Raw genomic sequence first — 18,749 nt, forward strand, 5'->3', positions numbered from 1 at the left:
TCAGCCTTTGACCTCGATGACGACAGCGCCACCCTGGCCACCGCCGGCGCACATCGCGGCGACACCGATTCCGCCGCCGCGCCGTTTCAGTTCGTAGATCAGGGTCGTCACCATCCGGGCGCCAGATGCCGCGATCGGGTGCCCCAGGCTGCAGCCGCTGCCGGAGACGTTGACCAGGTCCTCGTCGATGCCGTGCTCGCGGCAGGCCGCGATCGGGACCGACGCGAACGCTTCGTTGATCTCCCACAGCGCGACGTCGGAGACCTCGAGTCCCGCACGCTCGAGTGCTGGTCCGATGACCTTCACCGCGCCGAGACCACAATCACGGGGCGGGACTCCGACCGATGCCCATGCGCGAACAGATGCCATGGCGTCGAGACCGTGTGCCGACGCGTACTCGTCGTTGACAACGGTGACCGCAGCGGCCGCATCGTTCATCCCGCTGCTGTTTCCGGCGGTGATCGAGAAGCCATCGATCTCCGGATGCAGCACCGGAAGTGATGCGAGCTTCTCCATCGACGTCCCTCGCCGCGGAAACTCGTCGACGGTGAAGTCGACCATCGAGCCGTCCGGGAGCTGCACCTTCAGAGGCATTATCTCGTCGACGAATCTGCCCTCATCGATGGCCGCTATGGCACGCTCGTGTGAACGGACCGCCCATGCGTCCATTTCCTCCCGGGAGATCCCCACCCTCTGCGCGGTGTTCCAGCCGACGGTGATCGCCATGTCCATCGTCGGCGCATCAGGGGTCTCGGGGTGGCTCGGGGGGATCCAGGGCTCGGTGAAAGTCATCTCGCCGCCGGGCGTGGGCACACGCCATTTCATCAGCGGACCCGTCGACAGGGACTGCACCCCGCCGGCGACAACGACGTTCTCCATGCCCGAACCGACCTGGGCCGCGGCGTTTCCGATGGCCGTCAGGCTGCCCGCGCAGTGACGGCTCACCGCCTGGCCGGGAACATCATCCATGCCGCTGGCTACGGCGGCGTACCGGGCCACGTCGCCACCGCCGTAATTGGTCTCGGCGAAGATGACGTCGTTCACGTCCGATGGGTCGACGCCCGATCGCCGAATGACCTCGGGGAGAATCGCCGTGGCGAGTTGTTCGGTTGGGGTGTTGACGAGCGTTCCTTTGAAGGAGCGCCCGATAGCCGTACGGGTGGCGCCGACGATGACGGGTGCGGACATCTGGTTACGACCTCACATGGACGGGCTGCGATCGCAGCGGGGTGGTACTCGGATGGGCCTCACGGCAGACCATATCATTTACCGTAATTACAACAGTATATGCTTCCGGTCACTTTTTCTGCCCCCTTCTCAAGACCTGTCCGGCTCCGGTACGTGGAAGTGTTCGTCGCGGAGTCGAAACGCCTCCTTCGTCCCGTGCTCGGCGCGCGTCTTGACGAAATTGAACTCTCCGGCCGAGAACTGCAGGTTGGTGCCGAACGCGTGGAACAGATAGCTCGCCACCTCTTCGCCCTGGTAGGCCTGACTCTGTTCGACGAGCCGAAATGCCTCCTTGGCGATGACAACACCGTCGGCGGGCATCTTGGCCGCCTTCTCGGCCCAGTAGCGCGCCCGGTCCTGGACGTCGGCTCGGTCACAGGTCTCGGTGAACACACCGAGATGCTCGACGGACGCAGCGTCGACGATGTCGCCGGTCAACAGGAGACGGCGTGCCAGCACCGGTCCCAGGCGGTGGAAGAACATGTGTAGGCTGCCGAGCGCAGGGCCGAGGAATCTGGTGGCCGGCATTCCTATTCGCGTATCGCGGGCGATCACCGAGATATCGGTCATCAGCGCCATCTCGAATCCGCCGCCCAGCGCGTAGCCACTGACCTCACCGACGGTGACCTTCGGGAACCCGAGGAACTCGTGATAGAAGTCGAATGTCTTGCGGTCCACTATCAGTCGTCGCCGTTGGCTGGGCCGGCTCCGAGCGCGCGCATCATCACCGGCGGATCCATTGCGTTCGCCGCCGTACCAGCCGTAAGCGTTGTTCATGTTGGCACCGGTACTGAAGACACCGTCCGAACCGCGGAGCAGGACAACGGTGATGTCGTCGTCCTCGACGACGATGTCGAGGCATCGCGCGATGTCGTCGCGCATTGCCTTGTCATAGGAATTGCGCTGTCCTGGATTGTTGAATGTGATGGTCGCGATCCGGCTGTCTTTGTCGAGATCGAACAACACCCGGTTGTCGGCGCCATTGGCGTCGGCCATGGTGATTCCTTTCTGCTCAAGCTGTCTGACTGATGTCGGCAATGCCCAGTTCGGCGAGGACGCGCTCGTTGTCGGCGCCGAGATCCGGGATGGGCCCCAGCGCCACATCCCAGGCCGAACTGGAGGCAGGCGGCAGCATCGACGGCACAACGCCGACCGGTGAATCGACCTCGACCCATCGGCCGCGCGCAACCAGTTGTGGATGATCGACGAGGTCGGCAACCGAGTTGATCTTTGCGCAGGCGAGTCCGGCGTCGAGCAGCACCTTCTCGGCCTCTGCGAAGTCGAGTTCCGAGAGCCTGCCCGCAACCATTCCGTCAACCTCGGCCCGGTTCTCGACACGCGCACCGTTGGTGGCGAATCGAGGATCTTCGGCGAGGTCCTCCCGCCCCAGTACCAACCGCGCCAGACGAATCCATTCGCGATCGTTCTGCACGCTCACCGCGATCCGGCTGCCGTCGGCGAGTCGATAGGCGTCGTATGGGGCGATCGCCGGATGGCTCATGCCGGTGACCATCTGCGGCACCGACCCGTGCCGAGCCACCGTCACCGGGTAGCCCATCCACTCGGCGACCGCGTCGAGCATGCTCACCTCGAGGACACATCCGCGTCCCGTCCGTTCGCGCGCGAGGAGCGCGGTGAGCACGGACGAGTATGCATAGCAACCGGCGGCGATGTCGGCGATCGCGATACCCGGTTTGATCGGTTCGTCCATCGTCCCGGTCACCGACACGACCGCGGCCTCGCTCTGGATCAACAGGTCATACGCGCGTCGGGAGTCATAGGGTCCGCCGGTTCCATAACCGGAGATCTCGCAGACGATCAGGCGCGGGTGGGTTTCGCTGAGTTCGGTGGCACCGAATCCGAGATCGGCTGCCGCACCGGGCGCCAGATTGTGGAGGAAGACATCGGCACGTGCGAGCAACGCATCCAAGACCCACTTGCCATGTGGCGACTTGACGTCGCACGCCAGTGACTCCTTGGTGCGGTTGAGCCAGGTGAAGTGTGCGCCCAACCCGCTGGCCAACGTGTCGAATCCGCGTGCGAAGTCGCCGCCGTCGAGCCGCTCGATCTTGATCACGCGAGCACCTTGATCAGCCATGTGACGGGTGGCGAACGGCCCCGCGACCGCCTGCTCCATCGCGACCACGAGGACGCCCTCGAGCGGACGGGGGCCCCGCGGTGTGCCGTTGTCGGCGGCCTCGTCCGTCATCACGCCGGTCCCCGCCGTCGACCGAAATCGCGGGCGGCCAGTTGTTCGGCCGACATCGCGACCGAATCCAGCTCGCCGGAGCACACAACGTGTCCGTCCAGCAGCACCCGCGCGGTGGAGCGGAGCCCGCGCGCCGTCTCTTCCCTGGTGATGTCGAAGTCGAGACTGGTGAGCAGTGGCGTCGGGCGCCGGTAGGACATGGTGAGTGTGCGGGTCTTGCCGGCGCTACCCACGGCACAGTTGTGGTGCTGGACGACGCAGTCGATGAACGAGGCCAGCACACCTCCGTGGACAAGGCCCGGTGGCCCCTCGAACACGACCGGAAAGTGCACCTCACCTCGAGCGTGATCCGGCTCGATCCGCTCGAAGCAGTACTCCGGGAAGGTGGGATTGAACGACCCGGGGTCGAATGCGTGGTCGAGGTACACGCGCTGGTCGTCGGTCTGGTCGGGACCGAATCGGGGCCGTGGATCGCGCGGTGCCGCGAGCACGAGGTCGTCCTCCCACGAAGCGAGCGCAGCGATCATCGCGTCGACCGTGGGATGCTCGTGCTCCAGCGAGACGAGCAGTCCGGCCATGCGCCGCAGGGCCGCCGCGGCCGTACGTGTCTGCGGGAGGGGGTCCTCGCCGAATCGCAATGCCGGAGGGCGGCCGTCGATGGTCCCTGCCACGGTCGAGTGCTCGTCCTGCACCATCTGCCCTCTTCTCCTGCGGTTCCTGTTCCGCCTGTCGACATTCCTTGCTAGGTTGTGTGAACCTTAACGGTAGGACCTACCGTATAGTTAACAGTATTGCTGCGAAAGGTGTGGTTACAACGGTGACCGGGAACGTCGGTGCAACAGGACGAACAGGCGCTGTACACGTGGAGCGAGACGCCGCAGTCCTGCGCCTGTGCCTGGACCGGCCCGCCGCACGCAACGCGATGACGCCGGACATGGTCGAGACCGTGGTCCACGCTCTCACCGCGGCAGCCTCCGACGACTCGCTGCGCGCAGTTCACATCACCGGCAGCGGGTCGGACTTCTGCGGCGGTGCGGACTGGGTGGCCACCAACAGCGGCGACCGCCGCCCGCGGTCCGGGGACCTCGTCCGCCGTATCCCGCACACGGCACACCGGATCATCGAGCTCGTGGCCGACATACACCTGCCGGTGGTGTGCTCGGTTCGCGGTTGGGCCGTCGGTCTCGGTTGCAATCTCGCCTTGGTCGCCGACTTCACGGTCGCCGCCGACGACGCCGTGTTCTGGGAACCGTTCACGGCACGAGGATTCAGCCCCGACTCCGGCTCCACCTGGCTGCTGCCCCGGCTGGTCGGTGTCGCCCGTGCGCGACGGATGCTCCTGCTGGGCGAGAAGGTCGCGGCCCCGGAGGCGGCCGACTGGGGGTTGATACACGACTGCGTTGCGGCCGACGACCTCGACGCCGCCGCGGGCGAGCTCGTCGACCGGCTCGCCGACGGGCCCACGGTCGCATTGGGATTCGCCAAGGACGCGATCAACCACAGCCATGGCGGGTCCCTCGCGGAAGCGATGCACTCGGAACTGCGCGCTCTGGAGATTTCCTGCCGTACCCACGATTTCAAGGAGGGCCTCGCGGCATTCCGAGAACGCCGGGCCCCCGGATTCAGCGGACGCTGACCACACGATCCCCACCGGCCCACGAAGTCGGCAGGCCTTCGACGAAAGGGAATACGGATGTCGTTCGACACGATCAAATACGAAGTCGACGGTCATACCGCCACGGTCACGTTGAACCGTCCCGATGCGCTCAACGCGTTGAGTCCGCACATGATCACGGAGTTGCGTTCCGCCTACGCCGCGGCGGAGAACGACGACCAGGTCTGGACGCTCATCGTCACCGGGAGCGGGCGCGCCTTCTGCACGGGTGCCGATGTCAAGGAGATCCCTGGCGACGGAAAGGTGGTCAATGAACGGCCATACCTGTCGACATATGAGCAGTGGGAGGCACCACAGGAGGGCACTCCCCCGTTTCGGACGACGGCGAAGCCGGTCATCGCGGCCATCAACGGGATCTGTTGTGGCGCCGGCCTCGACTGGGTCACCACGTGCGACATCGTCATCGCCTCCGACAAGGCGACGTTCTTCGATCCGCACGTCAGCATCGGGCTCGTGGCCGGCCGGGAAGTGGTCCGGCTCGCCCGCGTGCTACCCCGATCCGTCGCGTTGCGAATGGCGCTGATGGGAAAGCACGAACGCATGAGCGCCGACCGCGCACTCGATCTCGGCATGGTCAGCGAGGTCGTGGAACACGATCAGCTCGTCGAACGAGCCCATGCGATCGCCGACATCGTGAACAGCAACGCCCCGTTGGCCGTTCGCGGTACTCGCCTGGCCATACTCAAGGGTCTCGATCTCCCGCTTCACGAGGCGGAGATGCTGGCGGAGTCCTTCCGGGAACGGGTGACGCGGACCGAGGACGCACTCGAGGGTCCCCGCGCGTTCGTCGAGAAGCGCCCGGCGCAATGGCAATGCCGATGACCTCCGCCACCGAATCAACGGACTTCGAGACGATCGTGCTCGACGTCGATGAAGACACGCGCGTCGCCACGATCACCCTCAACCGGCCGCACCGGCTCAACGCCTTCGATCGGACGATGTGTCATGAGATGCAGCGCGCCTGGCATCTCCTCAAGTTCGACGACAAGGTGCATGCGGTCGTGCTGCGCGCCGCGGGCGACCGGGCATTCAGTGCCGGCCTCGACGTGAAACAGTCGTACGGACAGCCGGACAACATCTGGAATCACGAGGATCCGGGTGAGTTGTTGAGTCCGAAGTGGCAGAAGATGTGGAAGCCGGTCGTGTGCGCCGTCCAAGGCATGTGCACCGCCGGAGCCCTCTACTTCGTGAACGAGGCCGACGTGGTGATCTGCTCGACACAGGCGACGTTCTTCGACTCGCACGTCACCGCTGGTCTGGTGTCGGCCCTCGAACCCATCGGTCTCATGCGACGGATCGGGCTCGGCGAGACATTGCGGATCGCGTTGATGGGAAACGACGAACGCGTCGGTCCGGAGACCGCGCTGAGGATCGGTCTCGTGTCGGAGATCACCGAACCCGACGCACTCTGGGCCAGAGCTCACGAGATCGCGACTGCCATCGCGGCCAACCCACCGACGGCGACGCAGGGCACGGTGAAGGCCATCTGGGAGTCCCTGGACAAGCCCTACCGGGCCGCGATGGACCAGGGGTTGATCTACACGCGCCTCGGCAATCCGATCGCCAAGTCCGAACTGACGAGTGCACCACAGTTATCGACTCCCAGGAACCGCTGATGACCGAACCGCTGATGACCGAACCCGGACTCATCGACGCCAGGACACACCGACTCGCACGTCGCATCTCCGACGTGCTGGCCATCGACCCGGGGGCCGGTGCGATCGAGTTCGATGGTCGATGGACCTCGTGGGGCCAGATCGCCGGGTTCGCCACGCAGATCAAGGAACTGGTCGGCGAGCACGGCGGCGACGCACCCCAGGTGGGCATTCTCCTGCGCAACACTCCGGTGCAGGTCGCCACGTTCCTGGGCGTTCTGCTCTCCGGCGGGTGTGTGGTGGCGATCAACCCCTCCCGCGGTGATTCCCGCACCCGCGAGGACATTCGGAATCTGACCCTCCCGATCGTCATCGGCACAGCGGACGACCTGTCGAACCTGGTCGAGGAGCAATCGACGACCGTCGTCACGATCGCCGATGTCGCCACCGCTCCCGTCGTCACGACAGCAGCCGCGTCATCCGGCGTTCCGGACCAGTCGCCTCCGGGAGTCGCGATACGCATGCTCACCAGCGGGACCACCGGGCCGCCGAAGCGGATCGATCTCACCTACGACATGCTCGCCCACAGCGTGCTCGGTACCGAATCCGACGACAGGACTCCCCAGACCCTGAGTTCGGGAGTGGCCATCGTCAACGCGCCGCTCGTGCACATCGGTGGCGTGTTCCGCACGCTCCAATGCATAGTCGCCGCACGCCCGTACGTTCTGCTGCCGAGATTCGACCTCGATTCCTGGGCCGACGCCGTGCGCCTGTATCGGCCACGCGCGGTGTCGCTCGTTCCGACCGCGGTGCGCATGGTGCTGCACTCCGAGCTGTCCCGCGATGACCTCGCGAGCATTCGTGTGGTCACCTCGGGAACCGCACCGCTGTCTGCAGAAGACGCGGACGCGTTCACGGCGAAATTCGGTATCCCGGTACTCACGTCCTATGCCGCAACTGAATTCGGAGGTGGCGTTGCTGGATGGACACTCGACGACCATCGACTGTACTGGACGGCCAAGCGGGGCAGCGTGGGACGGGCGAACCCGGGGGCGCAGATGCGGGTCGTCGACGACTCCGGTGAGGACGTGGGCCCGGATCGAGTGGGCCTTCTCGAAGTCAGACCTGCCCAGCTCGGTCCCGGGGCGGACTGGGTGGCCACGACCGACCTGGCCCGCATCGATGCCGACGGATTTCTCTGGATCCTCGGCCGCGCCGATCAGGCGATCATTCGTGGCGGGTTCAAGGTGATCCCCGAAGACGTGCGGGCGGCTCTGGAGAGCCATCCGTCGGTGGAGGGATGCGCGATCATCGGACTGCCCGACCAGCGGCTCGGTGCCGCCCCGGTTGCGATGGTCGAACTCCGGACCGGCTCGACGGCGACACCCGACGACCTTGTCGAGTATCTGTCGGACCGGCTCGCTCGCTATGAGATCCCGACCCGCTTCGACATCGTCGACGCGATTCCCCGGACCCCGTCGGGCAAGGCGGACCTCGGCGAGGTGCACAGGTATTTCGAGACAGGACATTTCGATAACGGAGGCGATGATGTCTGAGTCACCGCAGGTGACCATCGCGTCACTGATCCGCGAACAGGCGATCGCGCACCCCGACAAACCGATGGTGATCGACCCTACGGAACGGGTGAGCTATCGAGAGCTCGACGAGTCCACCCGGATGCTCGCGGCCACGTTCGTCGAAGCCGGTATCGGCCCGGGCACGCGGGTCGGGCTGATCATGCCCAACAATGCCCGCTGGGTACAGATCGCGCTTGCAGTGACCCGGATCGGTGCGGTCATCGTCCCATTCAGCACGCTGTTGACCGGCCGCGAATTGGCCGCGCAGCTCAAGGTGTCGGGCGTCGCGCACCTGATCTCCGTCGAGGAGTTCCGCGGGCACCGGTACCTCGACGAACTCTCGGCCGCGCTGGGGACACCGACACTGCTTCCTGGAGGCGTCACCAACCCGGAGGTGCCCGCATTGCGCCGGATATGGTCTCCGGCAACGGTGTTCCGCGCGCAGCGTTTTCCGGAGACTCGCACGGTGGTGGACGCATTGGCAAAGACTGTCACCCCCGACGCGACGATGGCGATCATCTTCACCTCCGGAAGCAGCGGAGCCCCCAAGGGCGTCGTGCACTCTCACCGCAGCGCCCTGGGCGCCGTGGCCGCAGGGCTCCCGGACCGACTTATCGATTCGCAGACTCGTCTCTACCTGCCCATGCCGTTCTTCTGGGTCGGTGGCTTCGGCTCCGGGATCGTGTCGGCTTTGCTCGCCGGCGCGACGCTGGTCACCGAAGAGGTTCCCGAAGCCGAATCCACCCTGCGCCTACTCGAGAGGGAACGCGTCACCCACTTCAGAGGCTGGCCGGACCAAGCGGTTGCGCTGGCCCACACAGCAGCGAAGATCGATGCGGACCTGTCCTCGCTACAGGTGGGCAGCCTCGAAGCGCTGTTGCCCCTTGCCGAACGTTCGCAACCGGGTGCCCGCGCCAATCTGTTCGGCATGACCGAATCCTTCGGCCCGTACTGCGGATATCCTGCCGACACCGACATGCCCCGGTCTGCGTGGGGAAGTTGCGGGAAGCCCTTCCACAGCATGGAGGTCAGGATCGCGGACCCGGAGTCTGCTCTGCCGCTCCCGGACGGCGCCACGGGCGAGATCCTGCTGCGCGGACCTCATGTCCTGCGCGGGATCTGCCAGCGCGGTCGGGAGGAGGTCTTCACCGCAGACGGTTTCTACCCCACCGGCGACCTCGGCCACCTCGACGATGGCTTTCTCTTCTACCACGGCCGCTCCGACGACATGGTGAAGATCAGCGGCGCCACCGTGTACCCGAGTGAGGTCGCGGCGGCTCTGAAGTCCATCGAGGGGATCGACAACGCATTCGTCACCCACATCGACGGCGCGTCCGGACCCCAGGTTGGTGCCGTGGTGGTCTCGCGATCCGGGTTCACCACCGGGCAGCTCCGCTCGGCGGCGCGCCAGGTGCTGAGTTCTTTCAAGGTGCCCACCGTTTGGCTGGTGCTCGATTCCGACGACGAGATCCCCCGCGGGGGCACTGGCAAGGTGAAGGCAGGCGATCTCCGAAAGCTGCTCTGCTGTAAGGGAAGTCAGTCACGCGTTGCCATCCCGGCCGCCGCCGGGACCGAAAAGTCGGAGGTGTCATGAGTAGAGACGTGAAGTCCGGCGTGATCCGGACCCGGGGGGCGGTCATCCGGCAGGCAGGTCAACCATGGTCGATCGAGGAGATCGAGATCGGTGAACCCCGTAAGGGTGAGGTGCTGGTGCAATTGGAGGCGTCGGGTCTATGTCACTCCGATCATCACGTGGTCGCCGGCGACGTCCCCGACGCCCGTTTCCCGATCCTCGGCGGGCATGAAGGTGCAGGTGTCGTGATCGGCGTCGGTGCCGGCGTAGAGGATTTCGCGATCGGCGACCATGTGGTGATGTCGTTCATTCCCTCCTGCGGAAAGTGCCGATCGTGCCAGTCGGGCAACCGCAACCTGTGCGACGTGGAGGCCAACCTGCTGGGTGGGCGGGCCATCGCCGACGGGCAGTTCCGCGTTCAGGCCAGCGGAGAGGGGGTCCATCCGATGTCGCTGCTCGGGACGTTCGCGCCCTACGCCGTGGTCCACCAGACCTCCGTGGTGAAGATCGATCCCTCCATACCCTTTGAGATCGCCTGTCTGGTGGGCTGCGGCGTGACGACCGGTTATGGCGCGGCCGTGCACACCGCTGACATCCGGCCGGGCGACGACGTCGCGGTGATCGGGGCGGGCGCCGTCGGGTCGGCGGCACTGCAGGGCGCGCTGCTCTCGGGTGCCCGACGGGTGTTCGTCATCGATCCCGATGAGTGGAAGCGGGAGCAGGCACAGAAATTCGGCGCAACGGAGACGTTCTCGACGCTGGAAGCAGCCGCTTCGGCCATCTCGGAGCTGACGGCGGGACGAATGTGCAAGACAGTCCTGGTCACCGTCAGCAGATGCGATGGTCGCGAAGTGGAGTCGTGGCTGCAGCTCACTGCGAAGAACGGAACCTGCGTCGTCGCCGGGATGGGAAGCGTCACCGCCAGCGAGGCCACACTCAATCTCTCACTGCTGTCCATGACCCAGAAGAACCTGCGGGGCAGCGTCTTCGGTGGCGGAAATCCACACCTTGACATCCCTGAGACCTTGGCTTTGTACAAGCTGGGCGATCTCCGTATCGACGACATGGTGACGCGGGAATATCGGCTCGACCAGATCAACGAGGGCTACCACGACATGGTCGAGGGCCGAAACCTTCGTGGAGTCATCAGATTCACGGATGCGGACCGTTGAGCACATCGAGCCCGGCGCCGGCGGCCGGCATCCACGAACTGTTCGCACAGATCGGGTTCGGTGAGGCCCGTCGGGAGGGCGACGAGCTCGTTGTCGAACTACCCGCCGCGCCACACGTGGTGAACACACGCGGAGGCATTCAAGGTGGCCTGATCGCCACCCTGATCGACGTGGTGGCCGGTCAGCACGTCGTCGACGGGCGCGCCCCGGATGACGGAGCGGTCACCTCGGACATGAACATCCGATATCTGCGACCCGTGACCGCCGGTTCCGCGCATGCCAGATCGAGAATCATCCACGACGGACGTCGTTCGGTGGTCGTGCAGGTCGACGTATACGCCACGGACTCGATGAAGTTGGCCGCCGTCGCAACCGTCAACTTCGCCAACGTCAACCCAGAGCGCCGTAGGTGAACTGCTCCCGGTTCTTCCCAGGCATTCTGATCCTCCCCCTTTGCATTTGGCGGACGATCACAATCCCGGGGGGTGAACGGTTCGAGCGTCGGTATCGGCGAGCGCGCGTATCAAGAATGCGACCTGGTCGTCGACGACATGGTCGAACCAGTCATGATGCGGCCACACGTCGAAATGGTCACACGGATAGTGATGAACCTGCGCTCGGCCCAGGACGGCTGTCTTCGCCATGACATGCGGCGAGAAGTACCGGTCGAAATCGGCTATCTGGACCAGGAGTCGGCACCTGAGTCGCCTGGCCGCATCGGTCGTCCGCACTCCCGCGATCTCCAAGCCCACCGACGTATCGATCTCGTTCCGCCAGGACGGTCCGGCGATGGCCAGGTAGCTCTCGTACGCTCCCGGGGCGGTCATCGCACCGTCGGTTCCCGGTGGTCCGACGATCGGCATGGTGATGGGCCGCGCGCCGCTCGATACCCGCAGGCGGCTGCGCAGCCCGGAGAACAACCACCGCAGCGGCGTCATCAGTTCGCGCAGTCCTCTGGTCGCCGTGGCGGCACCGGCTGCGTTGGTCATCGGCGTCAGGGCGATCACGGCGGCGACGTTGCCGTCGTCGGCCGCCACCCGCATCACGTGTCCACCGGACAACGACGAACCCCATAGGACCACACGATCGGGATCGACCCCGGCTGTCGACCTCGCCGCGTCCACCGCCGACTGGTAGTCCTCGATCTGTCGCCTGATCGAGATCGATTGTCGTGGGGAACCAGCCGACCGCCCGAAGCCGCGATAGTCGAACGCCAACACGTCGAGACCGGCGGCTCGAAAGCGTTCGGCGAACGGTTCGAGGCCGGAGTCCTTGGTGCCCCCGAATCCGTGAGCCATCACCACGATCGGTCGGCCCGCGGCACTCGCGAGCCGCTCGTCGTGCGCGGTGAAATACCACGCCTCGCACAGATCGGTACCGCTGGCAAACGTCCTATCGGTGCGCGTCATCGGATGTCCTGCAATGGTCGGGACGTCGGGGCCTGTGTGGTGAATCCGCGGACCGCCGCGCGTTTGGCCCCGAGCGGTAGCTCACGAGTTCTGATGTCGTGCTCGTACACGAAGTAGTCCACCTGTTGGGTGTGGCGTGGGCTCTCGGTGGTGTGGCCGTTGTGTAGTTGCTGGTCGGAGTCGATGATCCGCTCCATCTCGTCGATGGGCGGAAGATCGTATCTGCCCACCGCGTAGGCGGCCACCACTCTCGACTGACACTCGACGAAGGGGAACAGCGTGGGAACCGACTGGGCGAATCCGACGAACGCCAGGTTGTCGATACCGGGCTTGAAGATCCGCTTGTACAACCGGATGTGGTTGCCGGGTGCGCTGACGAACTCCGGGTCGAAGAACGGGAAAGTGATGTCGTAGCCGGTCGCATAGACGATCACGTCGAACGAACTGCTGGTGCCGTCTTCGAAGTACACCGTGTCACCGTCGAGACGCGAGACATTGGGCTTGGGTGTGACGTCTCCCGACCCCAGACGCAGTGGCAACTCGACGGACTGGGTCGGGTGGGCCTCGAACAATTTGTGATTCGCCGGTGGGAGGCCGTAGAGCGTGGGGTCGGTGCCCATCAGCGGCATCATCATCTGCAATGCCTTGCGCTGGAGCCCCAACGGGAGATGGGGCGTGGTACGCCAATATGCGTCGCCCGGTCTCCCCGCGATGTACTTCGGCACTATCCATGCGCTGGATCGTGTCGACAGGGTCACCGCGTTGTCGAGCGATTTCGATGAGAGTTCCACGGTGATGTCGGCCGCGCTGTTGCCGATCCCGACGACCAGGATTCGCTTTCCGCTGAGATCGAGCGGTGTACGCGGATCGATGTAGTCGTGCGAGTGGATGGTTTGTCCGGCGAAGTCCCCGGGGAACTCTGCAAAGCGCGGGTCCCAATGGTGCCCGTTGGCCACCACCAGGAAGTCGAACTCCCGGTCGTCTCCCCTCTGGTCCCGGACGCACCAGCGCCCGTCGGTCGTCCGGGCGGCGTGCTGCACGCCGTTGCCGAACTCGATGTTGTCGAGCAGTCCAAACGCCGCCGCATAGTCGTCCAGGTATGCCTTGATCTCGGAGTGATGCGGGAAGTCCGGATAATGCTCGGGCATCGGGAAGTCCTTGAAAGACAACCGATGTCTCGATGTGTCTATGTGCAGCGATCGGTACGCGCTGCTGTGACCGTTGGGGTTGCCGAACGCCCAGTTGCCACCTATGCGATCAGACGATTCGAATGTCGTATAGGGAACACCGTAGTCTCCCAGCATCTTTCCGGTGGTGAGCCCACTGATCCCGGCTCCGATGATCGCGGCGTGCCGCAATGCTCTCTCCACCATCACTCCTCAGGATGTGTCGGGGCACCGACGAGCGCCAGCGTCTCCAGGTCACGAATCGCTGCGCAGCCACGTCGGATCATGGTCACGAACATCTCGGATCCCCGGTCGGTCGCGGTGGCGGTGGCGACTGCGATGCAGGGAATCAGAAGCGACTGGATCATTCCCAGCCGGTAGTGCTCCCAACACTGACTGCGCGAATAGTCGGTTACTCCCCCAGCGAGGAGTTCGTCGTGGTAACTATCGACCAGTCGACGCTCGACCGTCCGCCGAACCCCTATCTCGACGCTGGTTCCGATGAAATAGGCGAGGTCGCGCGTCGGCAGCCCCAGGCCGAGCGTCTGCCAATCGACCACCGCCAGACTCTTCCCATCCTGATGGAACAGGAGATTGTCGAGGCGGAAGTCTCCGTGCAACAGCGTGAACGGAGCCGGTTCGGACAACAGCCAATCGGTGACTGCATTCATCGTCGCTGCGAGTGTCTCGTGGTCCTCGGGCGCGAGTTCGGCACCGACGACCGCCAGCGCGGGGTCAACACTCATCTTCGCGAAGTCACCGAGCCCCCGCTTGGCGGCATCATCACGAAGATTGAACGCGAGGCCATCAAAATCGCGCCACACCGGATCGTTCCACGTCGGCGCATGCAACCCGGCGAGCGCACGGACCGCGAGCACCGCCGCATCCAGTTGGCATCCGGCGAGTTGGTCGCCCTGCGCCGCTCCGACCTGATCGGCGAGGACCAGGACGAAGTCGGATGCGTCGGCACTGACGTCCACGTGATAGCACTCCGGCGCCGGAACGGCGACGAGCTCGTTCACCGCCGAATAGAAGGCACACTCGCTGCGGTAGCCGAACGTCACCGAGTTGCGCACGGACTCGTCGGCGGCAGGAAGTTTCACCACAAAGGTGTCCGGAAGACCAACGGGTCGGTGCGCGTAGGTCGGGGTGACCCGAAAAGTGGCCCCCACCTGTCCCGTTCCGATCGACTCCACCGTCAGCGCGGTCATCTCCACGCGATGACCGTGGCCACCTAGGACGTGCGAGAGCCATTCCCCGCTGAGATCTTCGGGCCCGCGAGGGATCGAGGTCACCGTGTCCATGAGAGCGTTCTCCGGTCACGGTGAGACCATGGGATGAGCCGTCTCATCACAAGTTTCCTCTCGTCAGGGATGGATGCGCCGCTCGCTGTTCGGCGAGAAAGCGCTCCGCGAGTCGCTGCAGGAGCGCCGGCGACAAACGATGGAGCGCCCAGCCGAGCCGGACCCGACGGGGTACGACGAGGAGCGCCTTGTTGCGCACGACCGATCTCAACGCTGCGTCGGCAAGCCGGTCCGCCGGGTAGAAGCCACCACCGCCCTGGCCCATCCGATAGAATTCGCGACCGTCGACCCCACCGACCCAGCCCTTGTCCAGCAGCGGCGTCTCCACCGCCCCGGGACAGAGCGCGGTGACGCCCACGCCGTGAGCGGCTGCCTCGGAACGCAAGGCCAACGACAGACCGACGACCGCATGCTTGGACATCACGTAACTGGCGAGTCGGCCGGCGGCCATCAAACCCGCCGCGGACGCCGTGTTCACGATGTGCCCGCCACGGCGACGGACCATGTGCGGGTATGCCGCAGCGACACCATGCACGACTCCTCGGACGTTGACGTCGATGATCGCGTTCCACTGCTCCGGCGAAAGCAACTCGGTGTCACCTCCGAGGACAATCCCTGCGTTGTCGAACATGAGATCGAGTCGGCCTGCGGAATCCACCACATCGTCCACTGTTTCCTGTACGGCCGCGGCGTCCGTGACACCGGTCACGATGGCCTGCTTCCCGGCGAGCTCTCGGAGTTCGGCCACCGTTCCCCCTGTGATCAACGTCATCGCGTTGCGGCTGTATCGCGCCAACTGTAATACATACCGCAATATTTTCGGCACAATTGGCCGAAGCGACCTGAGCCTTCCGTGGCGACAAGGCGGGAACGAATGGCCTGGCCCAAATGCTGAAACATCGACCGCACATCGCCCATCCGGGCGTGCAAGAGGGGGAGAACATGACACAGACCGCCCCGATGCGTTTCGTCCTCGAGTATCCGAGTGAGTTGCCGGCCGCGCCCGACGAGTTCCTGCATCCGAAGGTGATCCGAGATGTCGTCGCACAAGCGGAGGACTCGCGGTTCGCCGGCGTCGCACTGAGCGACCATCCCGCACCGTCGGTCAAGTGGCGCGCCAACGGCGGTCACGAGACGCTCGACCCCGTTGCCGCGCTGAGCTTCATGGCCGGCGTGAGCAGCGAGATCGCGCTGCTCACGAACCTGTACGTCCTGCCGTTCCGCAACCCTTACGTGACGGCGAAGGCACTCGGCAGCCTCGACCTCATCTCGGGCGGCCGGCTGATCGCGGGAGTCGGCGCAGGCTATCTGCGTTCGGAGTTCTCCGCAGTCGGAGTCGACTTCGAACGCAGAGCAGCGCTGCTCGACGAGTCGCTCGAAGCAGTTCGCTCCATTTGGACCGACCCCGAAATGCCCGTTCACGGCAACGGTTTCGGCGCGATCGGCCCAGTGTCGGCACAGCGTCCGACGCAGCGCCCCCACCCGCCGATCTGGATCGGCGGCAACAGCCGAGCGGCGATTCGACGAGTCGTCGAACACGGGCAGGGATGGATGCCGCTGATCACCGGCGAGGCAATGGCGTCGGCGATCCGCACCGCAACCATCTCGACGCCCGATCAGTTCTCCGACGAGCTGGCGGTACTCCGGAAGCGACTGGCCGACGCGGGACGAGACCCGGAGTCGATCGACGTGCAGGTGGTCTGTCCGCCGACAGATCTGAGCGACGCCGCGTCTGTACGAGGCGCGCGAGACTTCCTCGCCGACCTCGGTCGCCGGGGAGCCACCTGGGTGGTGATCCACGCGGACGGCTCGAGCCCGCGGGCCGCCCTGAGCTACATCAGACGGTTCGGCGAGATGTTCATCGAGTGACAACGAAGCCCCATTAGATACCCGCCGACAGCACTTGGACAGATGTACCGAAAGCTCTACCGCAAACCCTTCGGTTAGTGGTACGGTTCACACCCGACGGTGAATGTGACGACACGCGGAGTGGTACTACCCGCATGAACAGCCCGATCACGCACGTCGATGGGTCGCGCGGAGCACCACAGCAAGCGGAGGGGATGGATGGCCACCACAGACCTCGGACCGCAGCCTCCGCTCCACACGTCGAACGAGTCGGCCGTCGATGGAGACGAACTCCGCGATGCCCGGCAGGACAAGTTCGTACTGCCGGTCACCCAGCCGGCCCGCCGCGGTCGCATCGCGACCAGTATCGACACCTTCGGCCGCGCCACCCGCATGGCTGTGTCCACGGTGACCGTGGGCTTCGACGACCTCGTCCACGGACGGTTTCAATGGCGGGAAACGCTTCGCCAAGCGTGGTTCATCGTGTCGGTCACGGCGATTCCCGGCATCCTGATGGCGATTCCGTTCGGGGTCATCGTGTCGGCACAGGTCGGCAATCTCGTATATCAACTCGGCGCGAACTCCTTGATCGGCGCGGCCGGAGGAACCGGCGTCATCAAACAGGGCGCCCCCGTGGCAACCGGATTGTTACTGGGCGGTGCCGGTGCGGCAGCCATCGCCGCGGATCTGGGAGCTCGAACGATTCGCGAAGAAGTCGACGCGATGCGGGTCATGGGAGTCGACCCGATCAGCCGATTGGTCGTGCCGCGGGTCGTGGCCACGCTGATCGTCGCGCCGCTGCTGAACATCCTGATCGTCGCGGTCGGCATCGTCGCCGGCTACGTCGTCGCCGTGTCGTTTCTCGGTGTCGCTCCGGGCAGTTACTGGATGTCGTTCGGCGCCTTCACTTCCGACGTCGATGTCTGGGTATCGTTGATCAAATCCTGGGTTTTCGGGTTCCTGGTGGTGGTGATCGCGTGCCAACGCGGGCTCGAGGCGCGCGGTGGACCGCGGGGCGTCGCCGACGGCGTCAATGCCGCCGTGGTCCTCTCCGTCGTCGCCACCATGGTTGCCAACACCGCGATCACGCAGGTCGTCGCCATGTTCTTCCCGATGAGAATCGGGTGAGAATGGCTTCCCCCTATTCACCGAAGCCCCTGCGGCCCTTGGCGTGGGTGTCACGTCGCATCCGACTCGGCACAACGCTCGACACGATCGGATATGCGATCGCGTTCTTCTGGCAGGCGCTCGCGTCGATACCTTTCACATTGCGACATTATCGGCCGCAGACGATGCGGACGATAACCGACATGACTTGGGGCCGAGGATCACTCATCGTCGGCGGCGGGACCGTCGTGCTCATGGCGGTACTCGGTGCCGCGGTGGGCGCATCCATCGGAATCGAGGCCTACACCGCTCTCAATCTGGTGTCGCTCGGCCCACTCAGCGGAGTCATCTCCGCGTTTGCGAACACGCGTGAAATGGCGCCGATTGCTGCGGGTGTCGGCTTCGCCGCACAGGCAGGCTGTCGGATGACCGCGGAGATCGGCTCCATGCGGATCTCCGAGGAGATCGATGCCATCGAAGCGCTCGGTGTGCGCTCGGTCGGCTTCGTCGTGACCACACGCGTCATCGCCGGGGTGGTGGCGATGGTTCCGACCTTCTTGGTCGCGCTCATCATCGGCTACTTCTCGGCGCAAGTGATCGTGACGACGTTCCACCAGGAGGCAAGCGGCGTCTACAACCACTACTTCTCCCAGTTCGTGAGCGGATGGGACATCATTGCGGCGGTCATCAAGGTGTTCATCTTCACTGTCGCAGTGATCTTGATCCATTGCTATCAGGGCTTTTTCGCAACCGGCGGCCCAGAAGGGGTGGGGGCCGCCTCCGGGCGCGCGATCCGGGCCAGCCTGGTCGTGATCATCGCCTTGGACATGGTCGCCACCATCGCACTCTGGGGATTCAAGTCCCCGTTGACCTTCACCGGATGATCA

The 18,749-nt window shown here is 65.0% G+C and carries 18 protein-coding genes; 10 read left to right on the top strand and 8 right to left on the bottom strand.

Annotation, left to right across the window (positions count from 1 at the left end):
* The 4 genes from VZC37_RS04650 to VZC37_RS04665 all read right to left on the bottom strand — a co-directional run bounded on the left by VZC37_RS04650 (position 1) and on the right by VZC37_RS04665 (position 4,131).
* Complete coding sequence (locus VZC37_RS04650; protein ID WP_330431235.1) at positions 1 to 1,188, bottom strand: thiolase family protein; 1,188 nt, start codon at positions 1,186 to 1,188, stop codon at positions 1 to 3.
* Positions 1,189 to 1,317: 129 nt separating this feature from the next.
* The gene (locus VZC37_RS04655) at positions 1,318 to 2,223 is read right to left on the bottom strand and encodes an enoyl-CoA hydratase/isomerase family protein (RefSeq protein WP_330431236.1); all 906 of its coding nucleotides are present in this window, start codon (positions 2,221 to 2,223) and stop codon (positions 1,318 to 1,320) included.
* Positions 2,224 to 2,239: 16 nt separating this feature from the next.
* The gene (locus VZC37_RS04660; RefSeq protein WP_330431237.1) at positions 2,240 to 3,436 is read right to left on the bottom strand and encodes a CaiB/BaiF CoA transferase family protein; all 1,197 of its coding nucleotides are present in this window, start codon (positions 3,434 to 3,436) and stop codon (positions 2,240 to 2,242) included.
* Positions 3,436 to 4,131 (bottom strand): hotdog family protein, encoded by a 696-nt coding sequence (locus tag VZC37_RS04665; protein WP_330431238.1) that lies wholly within the window; start codon positions 4,129 to 4,131, stop codon positions 3,436 to 3,438. Before VZC37_RS04665 ends, VZC37_RS04660 begins: the two co-directional genes overlap by 1 nt.
* 122 nt (positions 4,132 to 4,253) lie before the next feature.
* On the opposite strand from VZC37_RS04665, the gene VZC37_RS04670 reads away from it, so the two are divergent.
* Genes VZC37_RS04670 through VZC37_RS04700 form a run of 7 tightly spaced genes read left to right on the top strand, consistent with a single transcriptional unit; the run spans position 4,254 to position 11,441 of the window.
* Positions 4,254 to 5,072 (top strand): enoyl-CoA hydratase/isomerase family protein, encoded by an 819-nt coding sequence (locus VZC37_RS04670; protein ID WP_330431239.1) that lies wholly within the window; start codon positions 4,254 to 4,256, stop codon positions 5,070 to 5,072.
* A gap of 57 nt (positions 5,073 to 5,129) precedes the next feature.
* Positions 5,130 to 5,933, top strand: a complete 804-nt coding sequence (locus VZC37_RS04675; RefSeq protein ID WP_330431240.1) for an enoyl-CoA hydratase/isomerase family protein — start codon at positions 5,130 to 5,132, stop codon at positions 5,931 to 5,933.
* On the top strand, positions 5,924 to 6,727 hold the full coding sequence (locus VZC37_RS04680) for an enoyl-CoA hydratase/isomerase family protein (protein ID WP_431309348.1): 804 nt from the start codon (positions 5,924 to 5,926) through the stop codon (positions 6,725 to 6,727). Before VZC37_RS04675 ends, VZC37_RS04680 begins: the two co-directional genes overlap by 10 nt.
* Positions 6,727 to 8,262 carry a class I adenylate-forming enzyme family protein gene (locus VZC37_RS04685; protein WP_330431242.1) on the top strand — a complete coding sequence of 512 codons (1,536 nt, stop codon included), beginning with the start codon at positions 6,727 to 6,729 and terminating at the stop codon, positions 8,260 to 8,262. The genes VZC37_RS04680 and VZC37_RS04685 overlap by 1 nt, the downstream gene beginning before the upstream one ends.
* Positions 8,255 to 9,877, top strand: coding sequence for a class I adenylate-forming enzyme family protein (locus tag VZC37_RS04690; protein WP_330431243.1), 1,623 nt, complete (start codon positions 8,255 to 8,257; stop codon positions 9,875 to 9,877). Before VZC37_RS04685 ends, VZC37_RS04690 begins: the two co-directional genes overlap by 8 nt.
* Positions 9,878 to 9,900: 23 nt before the next feature.
* Positions 9,901 to 11,028 (top strand): NDMA-dependent alcohol dehydrogenase, encoded by a 1,128-nt coding sequence (locus VZC37_RS04695; RefSeq protein ID WP_330431705.1) that lies wholly within the window; start codon positions 9,901 to 9,903, stop codon positions 11,026 to 11,028.
* Entirely contained in the window at positions 11,025 to 11,441 is a 417-nt protein-coding gene (locus tag VZC37_RS04700) for a PaaI family thioesterase (RefSeq protein WP_330431244.1), read from the top strand. The genes VZC37_RS04695 and VZC37_RS04700 overlap by 4 nt, the downstream gene beginning before the upstream one ends.
* 57 nt (positions 11,442 to 11,498) lie before the next feature.
* Here VZC37_RS04700 and VZC37_RS04705 read toward each other — a convergent pair whose 3' ends face one another.
* From VZC37_RS04705 to VZC37_RS04720, 4 genes are read right to left on the bottom strand one after another with little or no spacing between them, the layout of a single operon-like run.
* Positions 11,499 to 12,437, bottom strand: coding sequence for an alpha/beta hydrolase (locus tag VZC37_RS04705; protein WP_330431245.1), 939 nt, complete (start codon positions 12,435 to 12,437; stop codon positions 11,499 to 11,501).
* Complete coding sequence (locus tag VZC37_RS04710) at positions 12,434 to 13,810, bottom strand: flavin-containing monooxygenase (RefSeq protein WP_330431246.1); 1,377 nt, start codon at positions 13,808 to 13,810, stop codon at positions 12,434 to 12,436. Before VZC37_RS04710 ends, VZC37_RS04705 begins: the two co-directional genes overlap by 4 nt.
* Positions 13,810 to 14,907 carry a phosphotransferase family protein gene (locus VZC37_RS04715; protein ID WP_330431247.1) on the bottom strand — a complete coding sequence of 366 codons (1,098 nt, stop codon included), beginning with the start codon at positions 14,905 to 14,907 and terminating at the stop codon, positions 13,810 to 13,812. Before VZC37_RS04715 ends, VZC37_RS04710 begins: the two co-directional genes overlap by 1 nt.
* Positions 14,908 to 14,953: 46 nt before the next feature.
* Positions 14,954 to 15,679, bottom strand: coding sequence for an SDR family NAD(P)-dependent oxidoreductase (locus tag VZC37_RS04720; protein ID WP_330431248.1), 726 nt, complete (start codon positions 15,677 to 15,679; stop codon positions 14,954 to 14,956).
* 170 nt (positions 15,680 to 15,849) lie between these two features.
* On the opposite strand from VZC37_RS04720, the gene VZC37_RS04725 reads away from it, so the two are divergent.
* The 3 genes from VZC37_RS04725 (at position 15,850) to VZC37_RS04735 (ending at position 18,746) form a co-directional block, all read left to right on the top strand.
* Positions 15,850 to 16,776, top strand: coding sequence for a TIGR03619 family F420-dependent LLM class oxidoreductase (locus VZC37_RS04725; RefSeq protein WP_330431249.1), 927 nt, complete (start codon positions 15,850 to 15,852; stop codon positions 16,774 to 16,776).
* A gap of 372 nt (positions 16,777 to 17,148) precedes the next feature.
* On the top strand, positions 17,149 to 17,883 hold the full coding sequence (locus VZC37_RS04730; RefSeq protein ID WP_431309349.1) for an MlaE family ABC transporter permease: 735 nt from the start codon (positions 17,149 to 17,151) through the stop codon (positions 17,881 to 17,883).
* 2 nt (positions 17,884 to 17,885) lie between these two features.
* Entirely contained in the window at positions 17,886 to 18,746 is an 861-nt protein-coding gene (locus tag VZC37_RS04735; protein WP_330431251.1) for an MlaE family ABC transporter permease, read from the top strand.
* Positions 18,747 to 18,749: the final 3 nt, after the last annotated feature.

The organism is Gordonia sesuvii, from assembly GCF_036350415.1.
Classification (GTDB): domain Bacteria; phylum Actinomycetota; class Actinomycetes; order Mycobacteriales; family Mycobacteriaceae; genus Gordonia; species Gordonia sesuvii.